Source organism: Ruegeria sp. A4, assembly GCF_056543025.1.
The window spans coordinates 43,146-63,545 of the sequence record NZ_JBQGAW010000005.1 but is presented as its reverse complement, the minus strand read 5'-3'; the positions used below and the strand labels follow the sequence as shown (position 1 = coordinate 63,545).

18 protein-coding genes are annotated in these 20,400 nt (G+C 58.7%); 5 read left to right on the top strand and 13 right to left on the bottom strand.

From position 1 onward, the window contains the following. Positions 1–5: 5 nt before the first annotated feature. Positions 6–1,205 (bottom strand): methionine gamma-lyase, encoded by a 1,200-nt coding sequence (locus ACR0E2_RS14775; RefSeq protein ID WP_480446915.1) that lies wholly within the window; start codon positions 1,203–1,205, stop codon positions 6–8. A gap of 115 nt (positions 1,206–1,320) precedes the next feature. Between ACR0E2_RS14775 and ACR0E2_RS14770 the strand changes: the two genes are divergently transcribed. Beyond that, positions 1,321–1,773 carry an Lrp/AsnC family transcriptional regulator gene (locus tag ACR0E2_RS14770; protein ID WP_152460567.1) on the top strand — a complete coding sequence of 151 codons (453 nt, stop codon included), beginning with the start codon at positions 1,321–1,323 and terminating at the stop codon, positions 1,771–1,773. A 323-nt stretch (positions 1,774–2,096) separates the two neighbouring features. On the opposite strand, the gene paaZ is transcribed toward ACR0E2_RS14770, so the two are convergent. The 6 genes from paaZ to ACR0E2_RS14740 all read right to left on the bottom strand — a co-directional run bounded on the left by paaZ (position 2,097) and on the right by ACR0E2_RS14740 (position 10,452). Next, a complete protein-coding gene (paaZ, locus tag ACR0E2_RS14765) occupies positions 2,097–4,127 on the bottom strand; it encodes a phenylacetic acid degradation bifunctional protein PaaZ (RefSeq protein WP_480446914.1) in 2,031 nt (676 codons plus the stop codon). 119 nt (positions 4,128–4,246) lie between these two features. After that, complete coding sequence (locus ACR0E2_RS14760) at positions 4,247–5,434, bottom strand: cytochrome P450 (RefSeq protein ID WP_480446913.1); 1,188 nt, start codon at positions 5,432–5,434, stop codon at positions 4,247–4,249. After that, positions 5,434–6,786, bottom strand: a complete 1,353-nt coding sequence (locus ACR0E2_RS14755) for a TRAP transporter large permease (RefSeq protein ID WP_480446912.1) — start codon at positions 6,784–6,786, stop codon at positions 5,434–5,436. Before ACR0E2_RS14755 ends, ACR0E2_RS14760 begins: the two co-directional genes overlap by 1 nt. Next, positions 6,786–7,289 (bottom strand): TRAP transporter small permease, encoded by a 504-nt coding sequence (locus ACR0E2_RS14750; protein WP_152460571.1) that lies wholly within the window; start codon positions 7,287–7,289, stop codon positions 6,786–6,788. Before ACR0E2_RS14750 ends, ACR0E2_RS14755 begins: the two co-directional genes overlap by 1 nt. A gap of 57 nt (positions 7,290–7,346) precedes the next feature. Next, on the bottom strand, positions 7,347–8,366 hold the full coding sequence (locus ACR0E2_RS14745) for a TRAP transporter substrate-binding protein (RefSeq protein WP_171614657.1): 1,020 nt from the start codon (positions 8,364–8,366) through the stop codon (positions 7,347–7,349). Between the two features lie 70 nt (positions 8,367–8,436). Next, positions 8,437–10,452 (bottom strand): FAD-dependent oxidoreductase, encoded by a 2,016-nt coding sequence (locus tag ACR0E2_RS14740; RefSeq protein ID WP_480446911.1) that lies wholly within the window; start codon positions 10,450–10,452, stop codon positions 8,437–8,439. A 121-nt stretch (positions 10,453–10,573) separates the two neighbouring features. Here ACR0E2_RS14740 and paaG point away from each other — a divergent pair, with 121 nt between their 5' ends. From paaG to ACR0E2_RS14720, 4 genes are read left to right on the top strand one after another with little or no spacing between them, the layout of a single operon-like run. Continuing rightward, a complete protein-coding gene (gene paaG / locus ACR0E2_RS14735; protein WP_480446910.1) occupies positions 10,574–11,359 on the top strand; it encodes a 2-(1,2-epoxy-1,2-dihydrophenyl)acetyl-CoA isomerase PaaG in 786 nt (261 codons plus the stop codon). A 2-nt stretch (positions 11,360–11,361) separates the two neighbouring features. After that, complete coding sequence (paaI, locus tag ACR0E2_RS14730; protein ID WP_171170296.1) at positions 11,362–11,787, top strand: hydroxyphenylacetyl-CoA thioesterase PaaI; 426 nt, start codon at positions 11,362–11,364, stop codon at positions 11,785–11,787. Between the two features lie 24 nt (positions 11,788–11,811). Further along, complete coding sequence (gene paaK, locus ACR0E2_RS14725) at positions 11,812–13,122, top strand: phenylacetate--CoA ligase PaaK (protein ID WP_171118144.1); 1,311 nt, start codon at positions 11,812–11,814, stop codon at positions 13,120–13,122. Positions 13,123–13,125: 3 nt separating this feature from the next. Then, the gene (locus ACR0E2_RS14720) at positions 13,126–13,722 is read left to right on the top strand and encodes a TetR/AcrR family transcriptional regulator (protein ID WP_171331530.1); all 597 of its coding nucleotides are present in this window, start codon (positions 13,126–13,128) and stop codon (positions 13,720–13,722) included. 99 nt (positions 13,723–13,821) lie between these two features. Here ACR0E2_RS14720 and ACR0E2_RS14715 read toward each other — a convergent pair whose 3' ends face one another. The 6 genes from ACR0E2_RS14715 to hpaE are packed head-to-tail and all read right to left on the bottom strand — an operon-like array spanning position 13,822 to position 20,398. Beyond that, a complete protein-coding gene (locus ACR0E2_RS14715; RefSeq protein WP_480446909.1) occupies positions 13,822–14,877 on the bottom strand; it encodes an aldolase/citrate lyase family protein in 1,056 nt (351 codons plus the stop codon). 11 nt (positions 14,878–14,888) lie between these two features. Further along, positions 14,889–15,689 carry a 2-oxo-hept-4-ene-1,7-dioate hydratase gene (hpaH, locus tag ACR0E2_RS14710; protein ID WP_480446908.1) on the bottom strand — a complete coding sequence of 267 codons (801 nt, stop codon included), beginning with the start codon at positions 15,687–15,689 and terminating at the stop codon, positions 14,889–14,891. Then, complete coding sequence (locus tag ACR0E2_RS14705; RefSeq protein WP_480446907.1) at positions 15,686–16,540, bottom strand: fumarylacetoacetate hydrolase family protein; 855 nt, start codon at positions 16,538–16,540, stop codon at positions 15,686–15,688. Before ACR0E2_RS14705 ends, hpaH begins: the two co-directional genes overlap by 4 nt. After that, the gene (locus ACR0E2_RS14700) at positions 16,537–17,934 is read right to left on the bottom strand and encodes a pyridoxal phosphate-dependent decarboxylase family protein (protein WP_480446906.1); all 1,398 of its coding nucleotides are present in this window, start codon (positions 17,932–17,934) and stop codon (positions 16,537–16,539) included. Before ACR0E2_RS14700 ends, ACR0E2_RS14705 begins: the two co-directional genes overlap by 4 nt. A 58-nt stretch (positions 17,935–17,992) precedes the next feature. Beyond that, a complete protein-coding gene (hpaD, locus tag ACR0E2_RS14695; RefSeq protein WP_480446905.1) occupies positions 17,993–18,835 on the bottom strand; it encodes a 3,4-dihydroxyphenylacetate 2,3-dioxygenase in 843 nt (280 codons plus the stop codon). Positions 18,836–18,889: 54 nt separating this feature from the next. Then, entirely contained in the window at positions 18,890–20,398 is a 1,509-nt protein-coding gene (gene hpaE / locus ACR0E2_RS14690; RefSeq protein WP_480446904.1) for a 5-carboxymethyl-2-hydroxymuconate semialdehyde dehydrogenase, read from the bottom strand. Positions 20,399–20,400 lie beyond the last annotated feature (2 nt).

Here is a 20,400-nt window from a genome sequence, read left to right as displayed (position 1 = left end):
CGGGTTCAGGCGGCGCTGCGGGCAGGATAAGGCAAAGCTTGCTCCAAGTCTGCGAGGATATCTTCGACATCCTCAAGCCCGACGGACAAACGGATCAAACCATCGCTGATCCCATGCTCGGCCCGTTCTTCCGGGGTATAGGTCGAATGAGTCATGGATGCAGGGTGCTGGATCAGCGTTTCGGCATCGCCCAAGGACACCGCGCGCTGGATCATGTTCAGACGATTCATGAATTCGATCCCACCGGACAGGCCGGACTTGATCTCGAACGCGATCATGGCGCCGGGTTGGGACATTTGCCGCTGCGCGACATCATGCTGGGCAAAGCTTTTCAGCCCGGGGAAGTAAACCTCGCCGACGGCGGGATGGGCCTCGAGGAAATCAGCGACGACCCCGGCGGACGCGCAATGACGATCCAGACGCAGGTTCAGTGTTTTCAGGCCACGCAGGATCAGCATCGCGTTGAAAGGGGCCATGACCGCACCGGTCATATCCTTCATTCCGACCAGGCGGATTTCGGCGATCTGTTCGGCGGTGCCGACAACCAGACCAGCGACCACGTCGCCATGACCGCCGAGATATTTGGTGGCAGAATGCAGAACGATATCCGCCCCGTGCTCGATCGGGCGGGTCAGATAGGGGCTGGCATAGGTGTTGTCGACGACAACCGTTGCTCCGACCGAATGCGCAATCTCGGCGCTGGCGGCGATGTCCACCAAGCGCATGTTCGGATTGGCCGGAGTTTCGAAATAGACAACGCGGGTTTTGTCGGAAACGGCGGCTTTCAGGTTCTCTGGGTCTGTCATGTCGACATGGGTGATCGTGACCCCCCATTTTGCCAGTCCGTGGCGCATGAAGGCGAAGGTGCAGCCATAGAGCGTTTTGTCCACGATGACTTCGTCCCCCGGCGACAGCAGGGTCCAAAGCACTGCCGTGATCGCCCCCATGCCGCTGGAAAGGGCCAGTCCGGCCTCGGCCCCTTCAAGCACGGCAATGCGTTGTTCCAGAAGGTCACATGTGGGGTTCGAAATACGGCTGTAGATATGACCTGCGCGTTCACCGGCAAACATCTCTCCACCGGCCTCAGCGGTTTCAAAGGCAAACGTGGACGTCAAATGCAGCGGTGGGGTAAGGGCGCCGTCATTTTCCAAAGGGTTGTAAGCGTGGTGAATGGCGCGGGTGGCAAATCCGGTTGAACGAGTCATTGCAAGCTCCTGTTTCAAGCTGGCGACAGTTTGCACCTTTACTTTGGGCTTTTGCTTGCAAATAATACCAAGACCGCGATCCATATTGGCAGATTCTGCCAAGTTTAAGGTTGAAATGGACGAAAAAGACAGACAAATCATTCGGGCGTTGCAAAAGGACGGGCGCATGACGAACCAGGACCTTGCCGACGAGGTGAACCTGTCTCCGTCGCCCTGTCTGCGCCGGGTCAAGAACCTCGAAGCGCGCGGGATCATAAAGGGTTACAGCGCAGATGTGGACGCCACCGCATACGGCATAGGCATTACCGTTTTTGTGCGGATCCGATTGGAGCGGCACAATGAAACGGACGTTCAGAATTTCGAAAAACGCGTTCGGATGATCGACGAAGTTCTTGAATGCCACGTGCTAACCGGGGCGATGGACTACCAATTGCGGGTGTTGGTATCGGATCTCGAGGCATATGAAGAATTCATTCGAAACAGAATTCATCCGATCGGTGGGATTGCTTCGATCGACACCAGCTTTGTTTATGGAACGGTAAAGAAGACCGCCGTTTTTCCACCCTGATGGAACGCCCGGCCAATCTGCAAACTCAGGTTGAGGTGCATGTTCAACGGGCGCGGGGATCAGGAGTCACAGCCGACAAATGACGATGGCAACGCGGGCGAGAGGACCTTTGAGCCTCGCTCGCACAGGGTTGCGACGCGCCACCAGCCGTTGATCCTGTCGAACATGATCCAGGCGCGATTGCGCCGCTTGGCGTGCTTTGCAGGCAACCCGCACTGTTTGCATCCCCGGATTCTGGCACGCATCCCAGAGATCAGACTTGTTCACCGCTCGTTTTTCGAACCGTGAACACGCTGACCTGCCGAATTCAATGGGTTCCGGGCCTAGTAGGCGACCATCGTCAGAAGCTCATATTCCGCAACCATTTCATCATCCTGCTGGGTCAGGGTGACATGCCAGCGGACTTCGCCGTATTCCTCGTTCCGTTTGGTCTTGGCCTTGACCGTCAACCGCACCTTGATGGTATCACCCGCCTCGACGGGCTTCATGAATCGCAACCCGTCAAGACCCGTGTTTGCCAGAACCGGGCCTTCGTTCGGTTCAACAAACAACCCGGCTGCAAATGACAAAAGCAGATACCCATGGGCCACACGGCCCGGGAAGAACGGGTTCCGTTCCGCCGCTGCCTGATCCATATGCGCGTAGAACGTATCGCCGGAGAAATTGGCAAAGTGTTCGATGTCTTCCATCGTGATTGTACGGGGCGCCGTGTGGAGCGTCTCGCCAATCGCCAGCTCGTGGAACCGGCGCGTGAACGGATGGGCTGGCCCTTCGACCTCGGTCGCGCCGGGAACCCATTTGTTCCCGATCGCGGTCAGCAGATCAGGCGATCCCTGGATGGCTGTCCTCTGCATGTAATGCTTCACGCCACGCACGCCGCCCATCTCCTCGCCGCCACCAGCGCGTCCCGGTCCGCCGTGAACCATATGCGGCAGAGGAGAGCCGTGGCCGGTGGATTCCTTCATCGAGTCGCGATTGTTGAAGTACAGGCGCCCATGATACGCTCCTGCCCCCAGGGCAACGTGCCGTGCCACATCGGCGTCACGGGTTATGACCGATGCCACCAACGACCCCTGTCCGCGATTTGCCAGTTCGATCGCATGGTCGAGATCGCGATAGCCCATCACCGTGCTGACAGGGCCAAAAGCCTCGGTGTCGTGGACACGCCGGGCCTCATCCGGATTGGCACAATAGTACAACATCGGCGGCAGGAACGCGCCTTTCTCGGCATCCGCCCCATCAACCACAAAATCGTCAGGGTTGCCGAAAACGCGTTCAGCTTCCTGCCCGATGATTGCCGCCTTTTCCAGAACATCGCGTTTCTGACCGTTCGAAACCAGCGCACCCATGCGTGTGGTTTCCAGCCGTGGGTCACCGATGACCGTTTTGGCCAGTCTCGCGGACAGGGCTTCGATCACCGCCTGCACCTGAGGCTCTGGGGCCATGATCCGGCGGATTGCGGTACATTTCTGCCCAGCCTTCGTGGTCATCTCGCGCTGGACTTCCTTGACGAAAAGGTCGAATTCCGGCGTTCCGGGCTCGGCATCAGGGCCCAGTATCGAGCAGTTCAGACTATCCTGCTCGGCCACGAAACGAACTGAATTCTCCAGAATCACCGGGTTGGAACGCAGTTTCGACGCCGTTTCCGCAGATCCGGTGAAACTGACCACGTCCTGCATGGTCAGACGGTCCAGCATATCGCCCAGACCACCCGAAACCAGCTGCAACGCGCCAGCAGGCAAAATGCCGGAATCCAGCATCAGCCGGACGCATAGTTCGGTGACGTAGCACGAGTTCGTTGCTGGCTTTACGATGGCCGGAACGCCTGCCAGAAGGGTTGGAGCCAGCTTTTCCAGCATCCCCCAGACAGGAAAGTTGAACGCGTTGATGTGAACTGCCACCCCGTGCAACGGGGTACAGATGTGCTGCCCCAGGAAGGTGCCATTGCGCGACAACTGCTCGACCTCACCGTCCAGATAGACATGTCCGTCCGGCATCTCGCGGCGACCTTTCGAAGCGAAGACGAACATCGTGCCGATACCACCGTCTATGTCGATCAAGTGGTCGGACTGGGTCGCACCTGTGCTGAAAGACAGGTCATACATTGCCTGCTTGTGCTGACCCAAATGAATGGACAACGCCTTGAGCATCTTGGCCCGCTGGTGGAACGTCATCTGCCGCAGCGCCGGCCCGCCGACATTGCGCGCATAGTCCAGCATCCCATGCACATCCAACGCACTGTTGCCGGCCGTGGCGATCACCTCGCCGGTGACCGCGCTTGTAATATTGCGGGCACCCGCACCGGGCGAAACCCATTCACCGGCCGCGAAGCTGGAAATCTGTTGGATTGTCATGAGCGTCTCCTCATTTGTTGTGTGAACTTCGCGCGGCCATATGCCCGTCTCACGAAATCATAATATAAACCGATCGGTCGGTCAATAAATTGGCGAATTGGCAACCCAAACCTCACATCTCAGACTTGAGCCGGCAGTCGCGCGAAACCCCGAAACCGGATGCGGCCGCCTCGTTCGGCGCCGTCAGTGATGCGATAGGTCGGGAATCGCGCCAGAAACCGTCCGACGGCCACGCGACCCTCCATACGCGCCAGGGTCAGGCCGACGCAGGTATGGGGCCCTCCGGCAAACGCGTGATGCTTGTTGGGACGTCGATCCAATACAACCTCATCAGGTTGTGTAAACTGCCGCGGATCGCGATTGGCCGCGCCGATACACAGGTGAATGTCCGTACCTGCCGGAATGGTCTGACCGTGGAACATTACATCTTCGGTGGTCAGACGATTGCCAAACTGATTTGAGCTTTCCAGCCGCAGAAACTCGTCCACTGCCGTGTTGATCAGATCCGGATTGGCCAGAAGCTCGGCCCGTTTGTCGCGGTTCCGTTCCAACAGTTCCAATGCGTTGCCGATCAGGTTGGTGGTGGTCTCGTGCCCTGCATTCAGAATGAAGATACAGTTCTGGTACAGCTCGACCTCGGTCAAGCCACCATCGGTGTCATCCTGCATCAAACGTGTCAGGACATCCGTCGCAGGATCTCCGGGGTTGGCCCGGCGATCTTCTATGACATGCCGAAGATAGTCCTTGAAATCAGATACCGACCGGTTGCCCCACTCTTCCTGCTCGGGCGTCAATTGGGGTTCCAAAGCGCCCAGAATAGCCAAAGACCAATCCCGCAAAGGGCCACGTTCCGATCTGGGAATGCCAAGCAGGTTGCCGATGATCTCGATCGGGATGGCACCGGCGAAATCCTCGATCAACTCTACCGAGCCCTTGGCCTGCATCTCGTCCAACAGCCCATCCACAAGTTGAATCAGGCCCGGTTCCATCTGCGCCAGCGCCCGTGGGTTCATCGCACCGACCATGACCTTGCGGACGCGGGTATGCAGAGGCGGATCATTGAACACAAGGCTGGTGGTATGGTGTTCGTACAGCGGGCTGTCGATACCGTATTTGGGGCCGAAAACCGCCTTTTTATCCGATATGAAACGCTCGGTATCCCGGTACACCAGATCCAGGTCGTCATACCGCGACAGGACCACCGAACCATCGGGCTGCCAGCAGACGGGCGTGTCTTCGCGCAACGCGGCGTAGGTTGGATAGGGATCCGTATGAAACCCGTCCGGAAGCGCAGTCAAAGAGAACATCAGTGACCCATCGCTCCCATTTGTTCGGGAAGGACCAGAACCAGCCAAGGCACCAGAACGATCAGAGCCAGACGGAAGATGTCTGCCACCCAGAACGGTGTGACCCCCTTGAAGATTGTTCCGGTCGATACGTCCCCGACCACGCCTTTCAGAATGAACACGTTCAGACCCACGGGCGGCGTGATCAAACTGATCTCGGTCACGACGACGACAACGATGCCGAACCAGATCGGATCATATCCCAATGACGTGACCAGTGGGAAAAAGATCGGAACCGTCAGCAACAGCATCGACAGCGATTCAAAGACGCATCCCAGAATGATGTAGATCCCGAGGATCATCAGGATCACGACGAAGGGCTCCACCTCATATGCGGTGACCAGGGCGATCAACGCTTCGGGCAGACCGGCCAGGTTGATGAAATTCGAAAAGATCTGCGCCCCGATCAGAACCGAGAACAGCGCCGCGGCGGTGAAACTGGTTTCCTTCAGCACTTCAAAGGTCGATCCAAGGGTCAGCCCGCCGCGCGACAATGCGATCAGGAATGCCCCCATCGCGCCCATACCGGCGGCTTCGGTCGGGCTGAAGGTCAGGTTCAGGGGGTAGAAATCGAACGCTCCGTACAAGCCGCCTATCACCAGGAAGAACAACAGCAACACCGCCCAGACCGAGTGCAGGGCCGACAGGCGTTCGCCCCAGCCGTGGCGTTCACCGGCGGGGCCGGCCTCGGGCCTGCGCCAAACAGTCCAGCGCACCGCGAACAGATAGAAGAGGATACCAAGTACACCGGGGATGATGCCAGCAACGAAGAGTTTGCCGATCGATGTTTCGGTCAGCAGGCCGTAGATCACCAAAATGACCGACGGTGGGATCAGGATACCCAGCGTGCCCCCCGCTGCAATCGACGCGGTCGACAACTCATCCGAGTAGCGGTACCGGCGCATCTCGGGCATCGCGACTTTGGACATGGTCGCTGCCGTTGCCAGCGAGGAACCGCAAATGGCCGAAAAGCCGCCGCAGGCGGCAACCGTCGCCATGGCGATACCACCTCGGAAGTGGCCCAGGAAGGCGTTTGAGACCGCGTATAATTCGCGCGCGAGCCCGCCCTTGTTTACGAACAGACCCATGAGGATGAACAGTGGCACGACCGAAAGGCCATAGTCCTGTGCCGTATCCGTAATCTGGCGACCCACCATCGACATGGCGGCCTTCAGCCCGCGCTCGGACAGGATGCTGCCACCGCGTTCATATGCGAACCCAAGCGTCCCCACGAGGCCCATCGCAAACACGATGGGCAAACGTACCAACACAAGAACCAGGACAAGGGCGAAACCGATCAGTGCGGCAGTCATCAGGCGTGCTCCGACAAGGTTTGGGGGGCAAAAATGTGCAAAAGACCGGTGATGACCATCGCAACGGCCGTTATTGCAGTGAAGGCGGCGATGAACCAGCCGACATAGAAGACGGGGATCGACAGGTATTCGGTGACATCCCCGTAATCCCGCGCACGTTCAGCCAGAACCCAAACGCGCTGAATCGGCCAGATCAGCATGATGCCGGACACCAGATAGACTATCGCATCGCGCGCCCTGCTCAGCCGCAGGCGGGAAAAAATTCCATCGGTCAGGTCAACGGCGATTTGCCCCTTCCCGGCCGAAATCATCGGCAAAACCGAGAACACAAGGATCGCCATCAGAATCCGCGTCAGTTCGGTTGCCGCCTCGATCGGAGCATTGAAGACTGAGCGCAGGATGACGTCAAAAAAGGTCATCACCATCAGGATGAACAGCGCCACACAGGCCAGCACCGTCGGAATGATACTGACGCGACGCGCGAAGGTCACGATAGATTGCATGATTGGCCCCCAACGGGTGAAGATGGCTGGCGGGTCAACCCCGCCAGCCCGGCTGCGTTACTGGGCAGCCATTTCGTTAACGATCATGTCATAAGCGGCTTGCGCATCAACACCGGTGCCATTGACTTCTTCGATGACCTTGGCACGCACATCGGCAGCGATCGCATTGAACTTTTCCAGATCTTCAGCAGAGGCTGCATTGATCGCGTTGCCCTCGGTCTGTTCGGTCGCTTCACGGCCGATCGCGTCGATCTCATCCCAGATTTTACCGATTTCGCGGCTCAGCGGTTCGCCGAAGACCTGTTCTTCCAAAGCGGCCTGCACATCGGCGGGAAGATCCGCAAAAGTGTCTTCGTTCATGATGAACGCAAATGACCCGCGATACAGGCCACCCGGAACTTCATATACGTTTTGCGCCACTTCGGTCAGCTTGAAACCCTTGCGGGATTCAAATGGCATGACCACACCATCAGCAGCTTTCGACGCGAGTGTCTCGTATACTTTCGGCGCAGGAACCTGAATTCCGGTTGCGCCCAGCGCGGTGCCGACATCTCCGCCGACACCACCCGGGATACGCACCTTGAGGCCCGATACCTCGTTGAGGTTGGTCACCGGGCTGCTGGAATGAAGCTGTGCCGGGCCGTGTGTGTGCAGGGCGATCACTTTCACACCGCGATGTTCGTCCGCCGCCTTGAGATACTTGTCGTATGTACGCCAATACGCGACCGAGGCCGCTTCGGCCGAGCCCTCATATCCGGGCAGCTCAATCATCTTGGTGGTGACGAAACGACCGGGCTGGTATCCGTGGAAGATGATCGACGCATCCGCCGCGCCATCCATGATAAGGTCCATCTGCGCCGGCGGCGGGGCAATTCCCAGCTTCAGTTCAGCTGTGACTTTGCCATCGGTGGCTTCTTCGACCATTTCCACGAATTTCGGCCACATCTTCGCGTTGATGCCGTGGGTCGGCGGTGCCCAGCTGGAAATCGTCAGCGTATAATCCGCCGCCAGCGCCACTGTGCCCGAAACGGCCAGTGCGGCCGAGGCCAAAAGGGTGCTCAACTTGGTGAACTTCATGGTTTTGTCTCCTCCCTGTGAAACATGACTCGAGAATGCGTTAATGGTCACTTTTGTAACCATCAACATGTTAATTGTTTTCCAATTGGCCCGCGAGGCGCCATGAACCTGGACATTCTTTCGCTACGGTTAGCATATTTGCGGCGCACCGGCTGATGCCGATTTCGTTGCAATAGTTCATCGGTCCTCCTCTCCAGCGGGGAAAGCCGTATCCATGGATTTGAACCATATCGACAGCTTCGGCGTTTTCCGCGATCCCCTCTTCAATGATCAAAGCGCCCTCGTTGGCCAAGACCGCCAGCAACCGCGAACAGATTTCCTCGTCCGAAAAATCCTTGCGGGTGATGCCCTGCTGGTCGGAATATGCTTCGATCAATGCCTCAACTTCGGGATCCCGAACCGGATCGCGACTGCCCTCTTCGTAGCGGTACCAGCCTTTGCCGACACGCTGGCCGAAACGCTCGCGCTGACAAAGCTGGTCCGCGATGGCGACATAACGTTCGTTCGGGGCACGGTTGGCGGCATTGCGTTTGCGGTTTGCCCAGGCAATTTGAAGACCGGTCAGATCCTGAAGCTCGTAAGGCCCCATGGGCATCCCGAACGCCCGCATTGCACGGTCCACCTGATAGGGAAGCGCCCCATCTGCCAGCAGATAATCGGCCGCGCGCCGATAAGCGGCCAACATGCGGTTGCCAATGAACCCATCGCAGATACCCGACAGCACCGAAACCTTACGAAGCTTTTTGCCAAGCGCGACCGCGGTTGCGACCACTTCAGCAGAGGTTTGCGGAGCTACCACGACCTCGAGCAGTTTCATGACATGGGCCGGGCTAAAGAAATGCAGGCCGATGCATCGGGCCTGATTGCCGACGTCCGCGAAAATTTCGCGCGGGTCCAGATAGGACGTATTGGTGGCCAAAATCGCATCGCTGCTCATATGCCTTGCCAACTCGTCAAATACCTGCTGCTTGACGGACAGGTCTTCAAAGACGGCCTCGATCGCCAGTTCGGCATCCGCAGCGTCTGCATAGCTGTTCACCGCACGAAACGCAGCAAGGCGATCCCGAAGCTGCGCCTCGGACATCTTGCCTCTCTTGACCGCGCCTTGCAGCAGACCCTCGACCCGATTGTGCGCTGCGGCCGCAGCGTTAGCGTCTCGCTCGATCAACGTCACGGACAGCCCGCCGTTCAGGGCCGCAGTTGCGATCCCTGCCCCCATCAACCCACCTCCGACAACGGCGATCCGTGATATGTCACGGGCGGCCACGTCTTTGATCAACGAAGGTTTGGACACGGCACGTTCAGCAAAAAAAGCATAGCGCAAAGCGCGGCTTTCCGGGCTTTGGCGCAACTCCAGATGGCGCGCGCGCTCTTTCGGTTGTGCGGTGGCAAATGGCTCAACCGACCAACCAAGCGCCGTCAGGTTTTCCAATGGAGATTTCTGACCCTTGGCGCGTTTTTTCAAAGCCTCGCGGCTGGCCTCCAACAGATCCGGCGCAAACTCCGCCACAGCACGCTGGCTGACAGCTATTGGGCGTTCCGGCAGGTCGGCAACCAATTCCAGGACAGCAGCCCTGGGGTCTTCGGCGACGCGGTCGACGCCGCCAAGCTCGGCCAGTGTCTCTGCCTTGAGAATTTTGCCCGAACAAGCCATGTCAATTGCAGCCTGCATCCCGACTAGACGCGGCAATCGTTGTGTGCCCCCTGCCCCGGGGATCAAGCCCACATTGACTTCCGGCAAACCAAAACCCGTTCCCGGCGCTGCGATCCGCCACGCACAGGCCATGGCGATTTCGAACCCGCCGCCCAGCACGTTGCCATGCACACAAGCGATGAACGGAACCTCGCTGTCTTCGATTTTCTGAACCACGTCGGGCAAGTGCGGCTCGACCGGCGGCGCATCGAATTCGGACATGTCGCCGCCTGCGACAAAAGTTTTTCCAGCGCAACACAGCACCGCCACACGCGCGCCCTTGACCGCATCAACCGCGTCAGACAGCCCTTGCCGAACACCTGTCGACGTCGCGTTTACCGGCGGGTTGTCAATGGTGACCCACGCCACGTCGCCCTTAAATTCAACGCTCACCAGCGACGACTGCGACATTTGCAATCCTTTTGATCGGTTCAGATTCGGTTCGGGTTTATATATTGACCAACCGTTCGGTTAATGCAATGATTAAGTTGAAACGAGACCAGATGAGACAGTCATGAGCGATACGATTCTTGTACAAGACAACGGAAACTGGGCCGAAATCACCCTGAACCGCCCGGACAAGCTGAACTCGTTCAATGAAGAAATGCACCTGGCGCTACAGAATGCGCTGAAAGCCGCGCGCGACGACGGGGCCCGCGCGATATTGCTGACCGGTGCCGGGCGTGGCTTTTGTGCCGGTCAGGACCTCGGTGATCGCGACCCGTCAAAGATGGATGGCCCACCGGATTTAAGCAAGACGGTACGCACGTTCTATGCCCCTCTTGTCCGTTTGATCCGGTCCATGAATATCCCGGTGATCTGCGCCGTGAACGGAGTAGCCGCCGGGGCGGGTGCCAATCTGGCGCTGGCCTGTGATATGGTTCTGGCCGCGGAAAGTGCGAAATTCATTCAGAGCTTTTCCAAGGTGGGCCTGATTCCCGACACGGGCGGCAGCTGGCACTTGCCGCGCCTGTTGGGCGAGGCGCGCGCCAAGGGGCTGGCCCTGACAGCCCAACCCCTTCCGGCCAAACAAGCCGAAGATTGGGGGCTGATCTGGAAGGCAGTGGCCGACGATCAATTGATGGCCGAAGCGCGCGCTCTTGCCGCGCAATTGGCAAACGGCCCCACCCTCGGGCTCGGGCTGACAAAACAGTGCATTCAAACTGCTGCCACCACGTCGCTCTCGGATCAGCTTGAGATCGAAGCAGACGCAATGAAGACCTGCGGGGAAAGCGCGGATTACGCCGAAGGCGTATCCAGTTTTCTTGAAAAGCGGGCGCCGAATTTCCAGGGACGCTGATGATGACACCCAAAGAACGTGCCACGAAATCCGCTGAAGCGATGTGGGCGAATGACCAAGCCAGCAAATGGTTCGGGATGGATCTGGTCGAAGTCGACGAAGGCCGTGCAGTTCTGACCCTGACAGTCGGGGACCATCACTGCAACGGGCACGGCATTTGCCACGGGGGCGTCACTCATGCCCTGGCCGACAGCGCCTTTGCCTTCGCCTGTAACAGCCGCAACGTGGCAACCGTCGGCCAGCATACGATGATGAGCTACCTCGCGCCCGGAAAAAAAGGGGACCATCTGACCGCAATCGCGTCAGAGGTTGCCGTCACCGGCCGCAGTGGCATCTATGACGTCCGCGTCACCAACCAAGACAACACCCTGATCGCCGAGTTTCGCGGAATGTCCCGCGCGGTCGGCGGGCAGAATTTTCAGGAATAGCTTCGCGACTGGAGGAGTGACGCGATGGAAGACCTTTCCCCAAACAAAGCGGATCTGGACCCGATCGAGATCGCCTCGATCGACGAAATCCGCGCGACGCAGCTTGAACGCCTCAAATGGTCCGTTCGCCACGCCTATGAGAACGTTCCGATGTATAAGCAACGGTTTGACGAAACCGGTGTGCATCCTGACGATCTTCAGCAGCTTTCGGATCTGGCGAAGTTTCCGTTCACGTACAAGAATGATCTGCGTGACAACTATCCGTTCGGCCTGTTCGCCGTTCCACGCAGCCAGATCATTCGCCTGCACGCCTCGTCCGGTACGACGGGCAAGCCGACGGTGGTGGGCTACACGAAAAACGACATCGACAATTGGGCGGATCTGGGCGCAAGGTCCCTGCGCGCATCGGGGTTGCGCAAAGGTGACATGGTGCACAATGCCTATGGTTACGGGTTGTTCACCGGCGGTCTTGGTGCACATTACGGGATCGAGCGGCTTGGTGCGACCGTCGTCCCCATGTCCGGCGGGCAGACCGAAAAGCAAGTCAACCTGATCAACGATTTCCGGCCCGACGGGATCATGGTTACGCCTTCCTATATGCTCAATATCCTTGAACAGTTCCACAAGGCGGGGCTCGACCCGCGTGAAAGCTCGCTGAAGGTTGGCGTGTTCGGTGCCGAGCCCTGGACAGACGCCATGCGCGCCGAAGTCGAGGATGCGTTTGATATGCATGCGGTCGACATCTACGGCCTGTCCGAAATCATGGGGCCCGGGGTGGCCAATGAATGCGTGGAAACCAAGGATGGCCCGGTGATCTGGGAAGATCACTTCCTGCCTGAAATCATTGATCCCGCGACCGGAGAGGTCCTGCCCGATGGCGAAACTGGCGAGTTGGTGTTCACGACCCTGACCAAGGAAGGTTTGCCGATGATCCGCTATCGCACGCGCGATCTGACCTGCCTGCTGCCGGGGACAGCACGATCCATGCGCCGGATGGCCAAGATCACCGGTCGCAGCGACGACATGATGATCCTGCGCGGCGTCAACGTCTTTCCCAGCCAGATTGAAGAACAGGTCATGGCGACGGGGGGCTTGGCCCCTTATTATCAGATCGAGCTGTACAAATCCGGCCGCATGGACGCCATGCGGGTTTATGTTGAATCGTCCCCGGATTCCACCGACGAACTGTCCAAGACGGCCGCGGCACGGATGCTGACCAAGCGGATCAAGGACGTCGTTGGCGTCTCAACGGAAATTGTTGTAGGTGACCCCGGCGACGTCGAACGCTCTCAGGGCAAGGCGAAGCGCGTCGTCGACAATCGCGATAAGGAATAAGCCGTGGCCCGTACAATCGCCAAAGATCACGACCAGAAGCGGAAGCAAATCCTGAAAACGGCCGCCAAAGTGTTCGCCGACCAAGGGTTTGATCGCGCCTCGATGACCCTGTTGGCAAAAGAGTGCGGGATTTCCAAGGCAAACATCTACCACTATTACGACAGCAAGGATGCCATCTTGTATGACATCCTTGAAACCTACCTGCGCGAGCTTCGCGACCGTATCTGCAATGTGGATCTGAACGGTCTTACGTCTGAACAGAAGCTGCGGAAAGCGGTGCGCGAAATCCTGTTTGCCTACCAAGGCGCAGATGACGAACACCGAGTGCAGATCAGCGGCATGAGCGCCTTGACCGAGGAACAGCAGAAACTTTTGCGCGGGTATCAGCTGGAATTGGTGAATTTTGTGCGCGAAATCCTGAAAGAACTGGCACCGTCGGCCTTCAACGATGACAAGGACAAGCTGCGCGGCACCACGATGTCAGTTTTTGGGATGCTGAACTGGTATTACATGTGGAACAGCGGAGCAGGGCCCAAGGCCCGCGAAGACTATGCCGATCTGGTCAGCACTCTGACCGTCCATGGTATCCAAAAGCTCTAGCTGAGACCTTTCGAGCAAAACCGTTCCAAGCCCAACACAGGGGTGCCTGCCCTTGACCCGTTGCCACAGTGGCAGGTTCAGGGCCGCAACGTGTTTTCCTCATCCTGACCAATCAATGCGGAACTCTTCCCGAAACGCAAAACGCGCCAGATGAGCCTCGATGACCTGTTGCCATCGGGCCAGACCACCGCGCGCCCGGGTGGCGGCGATTACGGTCAGGCTGGTGTCGCCCGCCGAAAGGGTGACGCGGTTCCCGTCCGGAAAGCTCACGCTGCCTTGCGTTTCATCGAATGTTACCTGAGCCTTGTGCGACCAGTGTTTGCAAAGCTGTTGCAGGTATTTCGACGCCGCGCCTGTCTGCGCGATTCCCGAAGCCACCTGATCGGGCAGCAGGTTGAGCCCATCAGCGGCAGCGGCCCGGATAGCCTTGGCGAACAAAGTCACATCGATGTCCGTGGCCACGAATGTTGCCCCCAGATCCAGGCATTTTCGCTGCATGACCGGGTCCAGCGACAATATCCCTGCCGGCTTGCCTGCCGCAACGATGCGCCGGATCGCGTCAAGAACGGCCTCGATCACGTCCGGGTGCCCGGCATCGCCGATATGGCCCATATCTGCGGCCAGATCCGACGGGCCGACGAACACCCCATCGACGTCAGTCGCCAGTATGTCGTCCAGCGCCTCCAGCCCAAGCCTGTTTTCGACCTGCACCAAAAGACAGATCTGCTCGTCCGCCGTTTTCAGATAATCCGGGATAGCCGCAAAATGCGAAGCCCGCGCCAAAGCGGAACCCACGCCCCGAACGCCACGAGGTGGATACTGCACGGCCCGCACCAGTTCGCGCGCCTGATCGCCGCGTTCCACCATCGGCACCAGAATGTTCTGCACACCGGCATCAAGATATTGCTTGATCATCCAGGTCTCGCCAATCGGCAGGCGTGCGACGGGGGTACTGCCAGATCCTTCAATCACCCTCACCTGCTCGAGGATCGAGCGCAGATCGTTTGGCGCATGCTCACCGTCGACCAGCAGCCAGTCAAACCGCGCGGTTGCGGCGATCTCGGCGGTGTAGGCATTGGCCAAGCCGATCCAACACCCGATCAAAGGGGTTCCAGACGTCAGCGCGGCCTTGAACGAATTGATTGGCGCAGGCATTGGCGCTCCTTTCAGGCGAAATTGATATCGACTGAGCCGAACGGTCCGAAATCCGCGTGGATTTCTGTTCCCGGGGGGCATTCGACCGGGCGGATAAAGCTGCCGGACAGAACGACCTGGCCCGGCGCGATGCTCTGACCGTATTGCGCCATGCGACGCGCCAGCCACACGACGCTTTCGACCGGATCGTTCAGCACCCCCGCGCCCAGACCGGTTTCTTCGATCTCGCCATTGCGGAAGGTCAGCGCGCCAACCCATCGCAGATCAAAGGCATCCACCCTGTGGCGATCGTTGCCCAAAACGATACCGGCATTGGCGGCATTGTCACTGATCGTGTCAAAAACAGTGCGGGCCTTGCCGGTTTCGGGATCCACCCGTTGAATCCGCGTATCCAGAATTTCGATGGACGGCGCGACGTAATCCGTCGCCGCGATGATATCTGCGCGGGACACGTTTTCCCCGCCTATGGCCGATTTCATGACAAAGGCAATTTCGGCCTCGATCCGGGGCTGAATGAAACGCCCTGCCGGAACGGTGGCACCCTGTGCAAACACCATGTCGTCAAACAAAATTCCACTGTCAGGAATGTCGATGTTCAACGCGTATTGCATGGCTTTCGAAGTCAGGCCGATCTTCCACCCGATCACCTTGCGCCCTTCGGACAGTTTCTGGCGACAGATGGCGTTCTGCACCTCGTAAGCGTCATCCATGCCCATCTCGGGGTGGCGCAGGCTGAGCAGGCCAATCTGCTGATGCGTTCGTTCCGCCTGCAACAGGTCAGCGGCCGCGCGCGCATGGTCTTCCGGCGTCATACTTTTTCGTCCTCGACCGTGTTTCGCAGAGTACCGATACCGTCGACCGAGACCTCGACCACGTCACCGGGTACCAGGAATTTCGGCGGATCGAACCGCGCGCCCGCCCCGGTTGGTGTACCGGTCACAATGATATCGCCGGGCTGAAGCGCCATGAAAGTCGAGATATATTCGATCTCGCGCCGGATCGGGAACATCATGCGGTTCAGCGTATCATCCTGTCGCAGCTCGCCATTCACGCGGGTTTGAAGACGCGCCTCATCCAGCTGAGCCGCATCCGTGAAGGGAACCAGCCACGGGCCGATGGCCCCGGACCTGTCCCAGTTCTTGCCTTGTGTGACGTTGAACTTGGCGTGCCGAACCCAGTCGCGAATGGTTCCCTCATTGCACAATGTCAGCGCGGCGATGTGATCATACGCGTCTTCCTGCGGAATGCGGCGGCCCGCCTTGCCAATCACGATGGCCACTTCGCCTTCGTAATCCAATGTGTGGTTTTCCGGCGGGCGGATCAGAGGCCGGTCATGGCCGGTAAAGCCACTGGCGAAACGCGGAAACAGGGACATGTATTTGGGCTGCGCGCTGCCATCTTTGTATTCTGCGTTCCGGTCGGGAAAGTTCACCCCGACGCAAAGGATACGTCGCACATCCGGCATCACCATGTCATAGGTGAAATCGGGATGGGTGACAGGTTTGCCCCCGGCCGCCTCTGCCAGCTGATCGAACGCCCCGGCCGCGATCACCTCATAAAGGCTGTCGTGTTCCGGGAATTCCTGGTTCAAGGCAATGGCACCACCGTCGGTGATTGCCCCGAAGAAACGTTCTTCGCCCGATACGAAAGTGGCAAACCTCATTTCATGGCCTCCCACACGTCCCGGATCACGTCCGCCGCCATCAACACGTCGTCGCGGGTGGTATCGAACTGCCCGACCTGAAAGCGGATGATCTTGCGGCCGTCGAACATGCCCTGGGTCAGGTAAATCCGGCCATCGTCATTCAGCGCGTCCACCAGACGCTGCTGCTGAGCATCGTCCCCCGGGCAGCGGAAGGAAAACAGGCTGAGGATCGGGCCGGTTGTGATCTCGAACCCCTCGATCGCATCAATCTTTTCCGCCAGTTCTCCGGCCCATGAAACATGGTTGCGGATGCGTTCGCGCAATCCCTCCAACCCGTATGACCGCAACAGGAACCAGATTTTCAACGCCCGGAACCTGCGGCCCAGCGGGATGGTCCACTCCGAGTAATTCGTCACCTCGGCTCCGGTCGTCTTGAGGTATTCCGGTTCGATTTTCAGCGTATCGAGCTGCGGCGTGGCGTCCCTCAGGAACTGGATGGCACAATCGAATTGCGCACCCATCCACTTATGCGGGTTGAAGACGATGCTGTCATAGCGGTCGGCGCCCTGCCACAAAGCCCTGCGGAATTCGGGGCAGATCATGGCCGAACCCGCCCAGGCGGCGTCAAGATGGGTGTAGAGGTCGTATTTTTGGGCAATATCAGCCACGGCCATCAGATCATCGCAGGCCCCCACACCTGTGCCACCGGTAATTGCAACGATCCCGGCCGGAATATGTCCGGCGGCGACGTCATTCTGAATGGCGGCCTCAAGCGCCGAGGGAACAATCCCGAAATTCGACCCCTGCGTGGGCAACTTGACCAGATTGTCCTGACCGATCCCGGCAACCCAGCATGCCCGGTCAATCGACGAATGCACCTGATCGGAACAATAGATCCGCAACGCCCCCTTGGCGTTCAGGCCTTCCCGGTTGCCGGTAAAGCCGGTGGCCCGTTCCCGCATGGTCAGTACCGCCGACAAGGTGGCCGAAGAGGCGCTGTCCTGTATGACGCCGGTCATACCCTCGGGCAATCCAAGGGCCTGCCGCAGCCAGTCGACCATGACGCCCTCGACCTCGGTCGCGGCAGGCGAGGTCTGCCACAACATGCATTGGGCCGCGATGGTCGTCACCAGCATCTCGGCCAACATGGACGGGGGTGCAGCGTTGGCCGGGAAATACGCAAAAAAGCGCGGATGCTGCCAATGGGTAATGCCCGGCATCACGATCCGTTCGAAATCGGCCATGATGGCGTCCATCGGCTCGCCTGTCTCGGGTGGCGTTGCAACAAGCTGTGCCGCGATTTCCCCCGGCGCGGTCTGCGCCCGCACGGGACGTTCAGCAAGTGTCCTGTGATAATCCGCCGCCCATTTCGAGATGTGCTGACCCCAATACGAAAACGTGTCCCAGTTCATCTACTGACTTTCCTTTGTGACGGGATCACCGCCAAACCCTTTTGTTTCGTTGCGTGCGTCACACCGAAAAGCTGACATTGGCCTGACCGGTGCCAGAGCTGCCGAAATACGGGGTGTAAATGTCGATCTCACCCTTGTAGCTTCCCCACCCCAACGCACCAAACAGCAAAGCGGTGTCATTCATGGCGCATTCACCGGTGCATTTTTTTGCATAGTCCGGCAGCATTTCCAGAAACTCTTCAAATCGGCCCTGCCGCCACAGCTCCAGAACGCGCATGTCCATCTGGCGGTTGAACTCGCCATTCACGGCATTCAGCCCGTCGACCGAGCGTTCATTCGGCGTAAAGTCGTGGCTGAGCGAGCCGGACGCCAGAATGGATACATTGCGGTCCGAACGTCGGATACCCTCGGCAATGGCCTCGCCCCAGGCACGGTTTTCCGCAATCGACGAGAATTGATTGACCGCCACCGGCAAAACCCGGGCATTCACGCCATCATTGATGAAATGCATCGGCAGGAGGGTGCCGTATTCCATGCCCATGTCGGGGTGCGAATGGCCCAGCGCCCGCTCTCCCCGTTCGCGCAGAACGTCAAGGATGGTTGCCCCAAGTTCATGATCGCCGCGATAGTCGAACTCCATATCCGCCAACATATGCGGCAATTCGTGACTTATGAACCGGCCCTTGTGATGTTCCTTCGTGTTCAGGTGAAACCCTTGATTGGTGATCCAATGGGTGTCGAAAACGATGAACGTCTCGACCCCGCGGTCGATCGCGTCCTGACGCAGGCGTGCATATCCATCAATGGCGGATTGCCGGATGCCCTTGTACTTTGGCATCGTGTGGGACATCCAGATGCTGGGTACATGCGTGATCTTTGCGGCCTGTACTATCTTTCCCATGGCAATTCCTCCTCGTGTAATGGGCTTGCCCCAGCCGGGGTCGGCCTACGTGATCTATTTACCCAACTGCATGATCTTGTGCTGACCGGTGGCAAAGCCGATATGTTTCTGTTCCATATAGAATTCAAAGCTCCAGTCGCCGCCATCCCGGCCGATGCCGGACGCCTTGACCCCACCGAACGGCGTGGGCAGGTGACGCACGTTCTCGGAATTCACCCAGATCATTCCAGCCTCCAGCCTGTCTGTAAACCGAAGCGCGCGGGTCAGATCATTGGTCCAGACATAGCCGGTCAGGCCATACGGCGTGTCGTTGGCAATCTCCAGCGCCTCATCCTCGGTCGAGAACGGGATCGAGGTCAGGACAGGGCCAAATATCTCCTCACGCGCGATGCGCATCCGGTTGGTGGCATTGGTGAACAGGGTCGGCCGGACGAAATAGCCCGCATCCCCCACCGTGACGCCGCCAGCGGCGACAGTTGCGCCATCTTCCTTGGCGATGTCGAAATAGCTCGTGACCTTGTTGTAGTGTTCTTCGGTCACCAACGGCCCGATCTCGGTCTCGGGGTCCAAGGGGTGGCCCACCTTGATGTTGTTGACGCGTTCAACCAGTCTGGCTTCGAAGTCTTCCTTGATCGTGTCCTGCACCAAAAGCCGCGAAGACGAGGTGCAGCGCTCGCCATTGATCGAATAGATCATGAAGATCACGGCATCCAAAGCACGCTCCAGATCCGCATCATCAAACACGACAACCGGGTTTTTTCCACCCAGTTCCAGATGGTTGCGCTTATGGGTATCTGCGCCTTGCTTGACGATCAGACTGCCGGTACGGCTTTCGCCCACAAAGGCAATGGCCTTGATCAGCGCATGCTCGCACAAAGCCTTGCCAGCGTCGGGTCCAAACCCGTTGACCGTATTCAGCACACCTTTGGGCAGCCCTGCCTGTTCGGCGATTTCCACCAGAAGACGGGCCGTCAGAGGGGAATCCTCGGCGGGTTTGTGAACCAACGTGCAACCCGCAGCCAGGGCCGGTGCGATCTTCCAGGTCGACAGCATGAACGGTGTGTTCCACGGGGTGATCACGCCAACCGGGCCAATCGGCACACGGGTCGTCACATTCATCAGCGTCGGAGACTTCAGGTGCTGCCCATCCCGCGCCTGAATCACCTGATCCGCGAAATACCGGAAGTTCTCAGCCCCGCGCAAAGCTGCCTTTGACATGAAGCGCAGGGTCTGCCCCGTGTCCCAGCACTCGCACAGTGCTATTTCCTCGGCGCGCGCTTCAATGGCATCAGCCACATTCAACAAGATGCGACGGCGTTGGGTGGCGGGCATGTCTCGCCACTCTGCAAAGGCTGCGTGGGCTGCCTTGGCTGCCGCGTCGATGTCATCTGCCGTGCCATGGGCAACACCACAGATCACGGATTTATCGACGGGCGAGACCGACTGAAACACTCCGGCAGATCCGTCCCGGTCTTCACCCGCGATACGGTTGCGGATGCCCGTTTCCCGGAACCGGTCCAGAAAGCCGTTCAGCTTTTCGATGTTTGTGTCCAGTGCGCTCATGC